At 51.4% G+C, this 7,337-nt stretch carries 7 protein-coding genes and 1 pseudogene; 4 read left to right on the forward strand and 4 right to left on the reverse strand.

Annotated elements, in window-relative coordinates; all coding sequences use genetic code 11:
• Positions 1-553: 553 nt before the first annotated feature.
• Positions 554-700 (forward strand): hypothetical protein, encoded by a 147-nt coding sequence (locus tag H6F76_RS01495; RefSeq protein ID WP_190505307.1) that lies wholly within the window; start codon positions 554-556, stop codon positions 698-700.
• Between the two features lie 250 nt (positions 701-950).
• On the opposite strand, the gene H6F76_RS01500 is transcribed toward H6F76_RS01495, so the two are convergent.
• The gene (locus tag H6F76_RS01500; RefSeq protein ID WP_190505309.1) at positions 951-3,185 is read right to left on the reverse strand and encodes an ATP-dependent RecD-like DNA helicase; all 2,235 of its coding nucleotides are present in this window, start codon (positions 3,183-3,185) and stop codon (positions 951-953) included.
• Positions 3,186-4,038: 853 nt separating this feature from the next.
• On the opposite strand from H6F76_RS01500, the gene H6F76_RS01505 reads away from it, so the two are divergent.
• Genes H6F76_RS01505 through H6F76_RS01515 form a run of 3 tightly spaced genes read left to right on the forward strand, consistent with a single transcriptional unit; the run spans position 4,039 to position 6,005 of the window.
• Positions 4,039-5,019 (forward strand): hypothetical protein, encoded by a 981-nt coding sequence (locus H6F76_RS01505; protein WP_190505311.1) that lies wholly within the window; start codon positions 4,039-4,041, stop codon positions 5,017-5,019.
• A 54-nt stretch (positions 5,020-5,073) separates the two neighbouring features.
• The gene (locus H6F76_RS01510; RefSeq protein WP_190505312.1) at positions 5,074-5,574 is read left to right on the forward strand and encodes a hypothetical protein; all 501 of its coding nucleotides are present in this window, start codon (positions 5,074-5,076) and stop codon (positions 5,572-5,574) included.
• Positions 5,571-6,005: a hypothetical protein gene (locus tag H6F76_RS01515; protein ID WP_190505314.1), complete on the forward strand. Its 435-nt coding sequence runs from the start codon at positions 5,571-5,573 to the stop codon at positions 6,003-6,005. Before H6F76_RS01510 ends, H6F76_RS01515 begins: the two co-directional genes overlap by 4 nt.
• 358 nt (positions 6,006-6,363) lie before the next feature.
• On the opposite strand, the gene H6F76_RS01520 is transcribed toward H6F76_RS01515, so the two are convergent.
• From H6F76_RS01520 to H6F76_RS01530, 3 genes and pseudogenes are all read right to left on the reverse strand, one after another.
• The gene (locus H6F76_RS01520) at positions 6,364-6,579 is read right to left on the reverse strand and encodes a hypothetical protein (protein WP_190505316.1); all 216 of its coding nucleotides are present in this window, start codon (positions 6,577-6,579) and stop codon (positions 6,364-6,366) included.
• Positions 6,580-6,708: 129 nt separating this feature from the next.
• Entirely contained in the window at positions 6,709-6,945 is a 237-nt protein-coding gene (locus tag H6F76_RS01525) for a hypothetical protein (protein ID WP_190505317.1), read from the reverse strand.
• A 144-nt stretch (positions 6,946-7,089) separates the two neighbouring features.
• Positions 7,090-7,308: pseudogene (locus H6F76_RS01530) on the reverse strand (IS6 family transposase); the annotation flags it as partial.
• Positions 7,309-7,337 lie beyond the last annotated feature (29 nt).

The raw sequence follows: 7,337 nt of genomic DNA on the forward strand, positions 1-7,337 counted from the left end.
TGTATGGATACGACCACTTTTGATAGTTTGAGCCGAAGTACAACTAGGGCAAGCACGCATCGGGGATTAGCACTTTGAACAGCACTGTTAATTTAGCAACATTACTTTTACACGACTACCTGAAGGGATAATTTCGCGATTACAGGCAATGGGGAGCTGGCATGACTGTCAAGTCGTCTTCAAAAGCCCAGTCAAGGTCAATAAAGGCACTTGAAAACGCAGCCTTATCGAGCAACACCGCATAGTGATAACCGATCGCTTTGGTACTGCCTTCGGCTGCCCAAACCAGACCGGCGATATACCCGAAGTCTGGGTCTTTAAGCGCTCTCGAATAGACCCATTACCCGATCTGGAATCGTGGTGCTGGCAGGTAGATCGCGGGTGGCTATGGTAGGGTGATCGCTGGAAGCAATAGGGGATCTGGCATGGGCAGTTCAGAATTGAAAGTGGTAGATGCAGTATAGAATCATATCAGCATACAATCTGCATCTGTTAAGCAGTGAACACGATCTAAAGAGTACGATTCATGGTTGAACAGTTCACCATTGATCTCATGACTAAGCGAATCACCATTTCGCTACCGGACTCCTCATATAAAAAGCTAGAGGAATGGGCGGAGACAGAAGACCGATCTGTTGCTGGACAGGCTAGTTATGTCCTGCAAAAGGCTGTAGACGATGCGGAGCAGCAGAGCAAATAAAGTCTGCCCGACCAAAGCCTCTAAAGGACGTGTGAGGAGTTGTTCTACTTCAAAAAAGATGAATCATAACCAGTTACGACTAAGGGCTTTGCAGCAGTGCTCGGTTCGCTCTAAACTATGTCCTCTGCTTTTTACGAAGTAGGACTACCCGAACAATGGAAAAGTAATTGTATGAGGGACTGTCTTTAAGTGACATAGCTCTAGACAGTATGGAGTGAAGTCAGCTTTTACTGCCCCTTAAATGCCTTAGTTACGGCTCTCGTAGCCTTTGATCGAGGAGCGTATAGCGCTGTTGGTCTTTCACCTGGCGCACAGCAAGAGCGATCGCCTTCTGTGTCCCAACCACGATCGCCAGTTGTTTAGCACGGGTCAACCCGGTGTAGATGAGATTGCGCGACAGCATTAGGTAATGCTGCATGTAGATGGGCAGTACTACGACCGGATACTCGCTGCCCTGACTCTTATGGATGGTCACTGCCCACGCCAACGTGATTTCATTGAGATCGGCATAGTCGTAACTCACCAAGCGTTCAGCAAAGCGTACCGTCACTTCCTGTTCTTCGACATCGATCGCGACAATTGTGCCCAAATCACCATTGAAGACTTCCCGGTCATAGTCGTTAACCTTTTGGATCACGCGATCGCCCACTCGCAGAGTCATCCCACCCCGCGCTAACTCGGCTTTGGTGGGACTGGGCGGATTGATCAACTGTTGCAAAACGGTATTGAGATGGCGAGTACCCACTACCCCTCGCGTCATGGGACAAAGTACCTGCACATCGCTAGCAGGGTCAACGCCCAATGCAGGCAGCAAGTCGGTGATTAAGTCCTGTATCCCCTGCACGCCGTCTTCTGGCTCTGGTGCGCCGAGCCACAGGCAATCAGACTGCGGCGCAGGCGAGACGGGTTCTAGCTGCGGGAACTGTCCTTGGTTAATCCGATGAGCATTGCTCACAATATGACTGGCTTGTGCCTGCCGGAATACCTGCGTTAAGCGCACTACCGGAATTTGCTCAGACGCGATCAAGTCTTGCAACACCGCGCCCGGTCCGACGCTAGGCAGTTGGTCGGTGTCGCCCACGAGCAGTAGTTGGGCATCCAGGGCAATCGCTTTCAGCAGCGAGTTTGCCAGAAAAAGATCCAGCATGGAGGCTTCATCCACCACGAGTGCCTGCGCGGGCAGTGGATTGTCCACATCCCGTTTGAACTTCATGGTTTTAGGGTCAAACTCCAGTAAGCGATGTACTGTTTTCGCTTCCTGTCCGGTCATCTCGCTCAACCGCTGTGCCGCTCGTCCCGTCGGTGAGGCAAGGGCAATCGACTTGCCCATTGCTTTCCACAGGGCAACGATTGTACGGGTGGTAAAGGTCTTGCCACAGCCCGGTCCACCCGTAAGAATCAGCACCCGTTGACTCGCTGCCATCGCCACCGCATGGCGCTGTTGTTCCGAAAGGGCAGTGCCCGTCGTTTCTACAAAGCGATCCAGCCAGCGTTGCACGCGGGCAGCCTCCACCTCAAGAGGCTGGTGCAGCAGTTGCCGTACCCGGTCTGCCAGCTTTTGTTCCGCTCCAAAAAAGGGCGGGGCATAGTAGCCAAATTGCTCCAGCTCGGCGATCGGGGTTTCGGTCTTGACCAACTCGCCATCCACCACCATTTGCTCGCTTAAAGTTTTTACCTGTACCGGATTGGAGCGATGGTCAGCAATTTCCAAGCGCTTGACGACGCGATCGACCAATGCATCGCCCGGTAAAAAACAGTGTCCCTCTTCCGCCGCTTCGCCCAAGACGTGCAACGTGCCAGCCCGGTAGCGAAACTCAGAGCCAGGGGCAATGCCCAGATTCCGGGCGATCGCATCAGCGGTGACAAACCCAATGCCATAGACATCGGTTGCCAGTTGATAGGGATTGTGGGTGACAGTCGCGATCGAAGCATCGCCATACTGCTTGTAGATCTTAACGGCATAGGTGGTGGAAACGCCGTGACTTTGCAGAAACAGCATCACGTCTTTGATCGCTTTCTGCGTCATCCAGGCAGCTTGAATCAGCTTGACGCGCTTCTGGGCAATGCCAGGCACTTCCACCAGGCGCTCGATCTGCTGCTCAATGATGTCCAGCGTTTCTAGACCGAAGTGGGCAACGATGCGTTTGGCGGTGACGGGACCCACACCTTTGATCAACCCGCTGCCCAGATATTTCTCCATGCCAGTGATGGTAGCGGGTTTGGTTTCCCGATACTGCGTGACCTGGAACTGAGCACCAAATTTGGGATGGTCTTTCCAGATACCGTGCAGTTGCAGGGTTTGCCCCGCCTGGATGTTAGCGAAGTTGCCTGTAATGGTAACGAGTTCGCTGGTGCGGGGTGCTTTGAGCCGCGCAACAGTGTACCCTGACTCTTCGGAATGATAGGTGAGCCGTTCGACCACGCCTTGCAGGGACTCCACGGGCGGAGCCTGATACGTTCCTGCTGGTGGGCGCGGCGCGTTCAACGCAATGCTCTAATGCTTTAGGACATCCGTATTATAGAGGGACGGCTTTGGCAAAGAAAGGCTTGGGCTAGACAGTGGTGCTATTGTTTCCGACCTTCAAGTAACAAGGAAACAAGTTGGACAACCTTAAGACTGTTTTTGCCATGCGAAAGGGGTCAGTGCCATTTTCGCACTATTGGGTAGTTGTAGCGACCTGTAAACAGGCTCACTTTAAACAGCATCCTTTTGAACCCACATTCGCTGTCACTAGAACCGACTTCAAAACCGGATTAGCTGCCACTGAACCCACATTAGCCACGACGAAACTTCAAACAGCCGCTTGAAACCACATTCTTTGCAACTAAGCCTGAAGTGCTGTTCAGCAGGCACTTGACCCACAGGGGGGTTGCTCGATCGCATACCTTGCTTTGTAGTGCGCCTTAGTACACTTGTTCTATTTATCGCTTTAAGGTAGACTGAGTGCGGCTAATGGGTTATGTACCCCCCGCGTATGGAAGCCTTCACTTGGACTGGGGGCTTCTTTCTCTACGTTGAGTGTCGGCACCGAAAAGTATGGCAAGCAGTTGCAAAACTTTTCGCGCGTCACCGGAAGGACAGTAAAGCACGGCTGGGGAACCCGCAACGCTTCGGTGCAGAGTCAGCCTTTCACCCCAAACAGTGGGGCGTGCCACCGGTAGCCACAGCTAGGAGAAGGACAGCCACAGCCTTCTCTTGGAGACATCCTTCCCTCTGGTCAGGGCAGACCTTTTGCTCTTGTGGGTGAGGTCTTTACTGCAAAGCGTTTTGTTACTCTCCAATCGGACTAATATTAAGCGGTTGGTTGGACTGTAGCTTCTTAATTCTGAGGTAGCCAATGCGACGACAGCGAAGACAACTCCTAATCTTTCTCTTCTCTGTGGCGATTTGCTTGTTTAACTTACTAGGCTGCGGGACAACATCTTCACAGGCACCAGAAGCACTTGTAAGCCCAGCGGATACGGTGGCTGGAGACAGCAGCCGTGTGTCAGTTGCTGCTCCAACTGTTCCGGCTGCTTCGGCTGCTATGGGAAGAAGTGCTGAAAAGGCACGGACACCAAAGAACGCAAACAAGTTTGCAGCGAACCTTAATGTTGGTAATCGAGCAAAAAGGGGGCTAAGTAGTAACCGGCTTGACCAAGCACAAGGGACGCAGACGCCAGCAGCTAGCGTTGCTGAGAACTCAGCTAAGTTAACTGGTAAGAACAATGCGCTGCCTCAAGCAACGCAAGCAGAAATTCTGCAAGGTGCTTTAGACCGTCTTGCTAAAGGTCTTTTCTTCCACACAGTGCCTCCTACCTTGATAGCAGGGCATACGGTCACGATCCAGGCAGGCGTGGCTAAAAAGTTTACAGAGGCACTGCGAAACGAGCTTCGAGGACCCGTCACGCTTTTGCCGAATGTCCAATACGATCCTAAAGGGGTTGACATTCAGCTCAAGGTTGATCCGGCTGACTTCCTGGTCAAAACCAAGCTAGCCGGTACACAATCACCCTTTGTAGACGGTAAACCAACAGTCTGGCAGTGGGAGGTTATACCCCTAAGACAAGGTCAGCGCTACTTATTTCTGACGTCTAGAGTCGAACTCACCGCGCCAGCACTACAGAAGTCTTATACCTACGAAGTGGCGATCAGCAAGGAACCCGTCACTGTGGAGTTCAATTTGCTTTACTCAGCCCAGCAATTCACTGTCCGTTACTGGTTGCCAGTTGTGGTCGTAGTACTGTCCCTTATGGTCAGTGCCTTTGGTCTGTTCAGTCTGTGGAGGGCGTTTCTAGCTCGCAGACCTCGACAAGAAGAGCAATTTCCACTGTCGTAATGACGATTGAGGTGAACCGTGAGACAGAGACTAAAGCCTTGGACTAGATTCATTTTGGTACTTGTCCTAACCCTGCTGGGTCTCGGTCTAGCTTTGGAGCTGCGTCGGGCAAGCCTGAACCAAGAGTCGGGCCTTCCTCTGTCGTATAAAGTCTCTCCAAGTCCACTAGCTACTCCTCGATCACCAGGAGTAGGAGCGGGTGATCCCTCACCCCCAATTGATACACTTCAACCAAGAATAACTCGACCAGCGTTCTCACCCAAAAACTCTCCGGTAGAAACAGCGTTCTCGTCTGCCGAACTTGCTCAACTTGAAAAACAGGAGCGGCAACAAGTCGAGCGGGAAAAAGCCTACCAGACAATGCTGCAAAATGCTCAGAAGCGCTTACCCAGGGGTGAGTTCTTTCACACAGCCCCTGCCAAACTGACCGCTGACATGCCTGTTTCAATTGAAGCGGGTATTGCTCATGAAGTTACTCAAGCACTGCTCACTCATTTGCATATGAAAGGGCAGCCGTCCATTGTCAAAGACGTTCCCTACAATCTTTTCCTTTGAGTGTCGAAATTAGGTTGAACGTTGACAAAGACTACTTTAAAGTACGGGAGATTAAGACGGGCGTTAAAACGGTCTCTAAAGAGTTGCCAGAGTCATGGCTTTGGGAGTTGACACCCACAAAGCGAGGCAAGACCACAATCGCACTGCTGGTTGTCATGCGTTTGAAAGTACCAGGGCTTAGCCAGCCGGTTGAGCAAGAAATGAAACCGTTTAGTGAGGAACGGGAAATCCAGGGAAACTTGGGCTACTCGCTGAACAAATTTGCGACCACAAACTGGCAAGCAATCAGTTCCCTCTTCGTTGGCTCTGGTTCAGTTGCTTTGTTCCTGAAGTGGCTGATCGAGCGCAAGAACAATCAAACACCACCAGACGACAAACCACCTGCTGGGTTTGGGCGGTTGCTAAGGAAGCAGAATGAGGCTGCTAAATAAATCCTGTTCCACCCTTACTGTGAGTAGGTGTGATCAGGTTTGACAAACAGGCATTGCAATGACAACTTCCAGAGCATAGTACCTACCGCCTACTCACTCAAACTCAAACGGTAAAGCGGTCCAGAGCGGGACGTTGCGTTTTGGCACTCAAGCCCGACACACGGGTTACATAACATATGCGTTTAATATCTTATTTTGCGCTTAATCCGATAACGTTCGGGCAATTAGTGAGGTTAAACGGTAAAGGCATTGCTGACTACAGCCTTTAGATCTCAAAGACCTGCCATAACGTTGTCGGATTAGGGTGCGTAAGTGGTGCCGGTTTAGGGTTTGAAACTCCCTCTGTTTTACCCTTTGGTTAAAGCTCAGGTTGAAAGCTCACGTTTGAGTTTTTGGCAGTAGGCTGCGGCAGCAGCAAAGTGGCTTCAATTTCCTCTCGCACCGAGCGGGTGACATAGCAATCGCTGTTGAGGCAGTCTAGCAGCAGTTTATTGGCTGCGTAGTACTGCTCTAACATCTGTACCTGCTCGAGACTGAACTGCCAGTCATGTCCTATATTGCGGTATTGAATCATGACAGCTTGAAGCTGCTCGGTCCAATCATGACAACGCTCTTTCCATCACAGTAGAAAAGCGAGTGTTGCTGAACCAAGAGATGAACCGATCGCTAAAAGCTAAGCAGGATCTATCGGTGGATGACAAAATCATCCCGTCAAGCAGCAACGCCGAAAAGCGGATTGGTCATCCTGCGGCGAGGGCAGTTGCTTTCTCAAGCTCTCTAGCGCTTGCTTTAGCTCAGGAGCTGTCGTCTTTTCAGAAGCATGGACAACGGCACGGGCAATGGCAGTGGCACTGCCACTGTCAACGTTAATGGCAATGACACTGACACTGGCAAAGCCAAAGCCAGGGGTAAGGTCACGGGCAATGGCAGTGGCACGCAAACTTTTTAAAGTGGCAAACGAACTGTACTAGTCGTATTGTCTTAAGCGCCCACTCCGAAGCTTTCTTCGACGCACTGCGCTTGAGACACACCGTTCCCTTGGCTGCTTTCGTTCACTTGTCCTTTCCGCATCATCTTCATGGCTTCAAGTCATTGGTTTGATAAGCCGCTTGCTGTTTCTGTACTCCGGCTCAATGATGCAGTTCAAATCTTGAAGCTGCCGGAGTGCTCTGTCTTCCGCCATCGTTTCATCCGCTTTCAACTTGTCCATCACCACTGAGTCAGCAGCCTTTTTAGCGACCGTCAGCACTCGTGGGGTTTGAGTGGGTTCTGCTTGCAACACTTGACGGAAAAACCTCGCTGCTGCCTTCCCATCTCATTTTGCACTCAGAC

Origin of the sequence: Leptolyngbya sp. FACHB-321 (genome assembly GCF_014695975.1) — a bacterium.
GTDB lineage: Bacteria > Cyanobacteriota > Cyanobacteriia > Leptolyngbyales > Leptolyngbyaceae > Stenomitos.